The organism is Hwanghaeella sp. LZ110, from assembly GCF_048892525.1.
In the GTDB taxonomy this organism is placed as follows: domain Bacteria; phylum Pseudomonadota; class Alphaproteobacteria; order UBA8366; family Aestuariispiraceae; genus Pacificispira.
On the sequence record NZ_JBLZHT010000042.1, the window covers coordinates 1 to 456 of the forward strand.

The 456-nt window shown below is 51.3% G+C and carries 1 protein-coding gene; it reads left to right on the plus strand.

Translation table 11 applies throughout. The features are described from left to right. Positions 1-38: 38 nt before the first annotated feature. The coding region (locus tag ACOSDM_RS20125; RefSeq protein WP_420726319.1) for an NAD-dependent epimerase/dehydratase family protein at positions 39-456 on the plus strand (418 nt) is incomplete at its 3' end.

Below are 456 nucleotides of genomic sequence, written 5' to 3' on the forward strand. Positions count from 1 at the left end.
GCAGAATTGAGGTCTTTCAGCAACGGATTGACAAGTAAATGACAACGATGCGGGTGCTTATCACAGGTGGGCTTGGTGTTAACGGCGCGTGGGTAACGCGGGAATTGGTAGATCGCGGCATCGAAACAGTCGTCATCGACAATAGAGAAGATTTTTCTCTGCTTGGCGCGCGCTATGTCGAACGCATCGTTTTTGAAAAGGTCGACATTCGAATACGCGATCATATTCTGGATGTGCTGGAGCGGCACAAAATCTCGGCAGTTGTTCATATGGCCGCCGCTGTCGGTCATCAGGACATTGATCCCAATCCGGCCGGAACATTCGAAATCAATGCATTGGCTACCATTAACCTTTTGGAGGCTGCCCGTTGTGTTGGGGTTAACCGGTTTATTTTCGCCTCATCACGGGCGGTTTATGGCAGTCTGAATGGTTGCTTCGGCCCACCGACCTACCGCC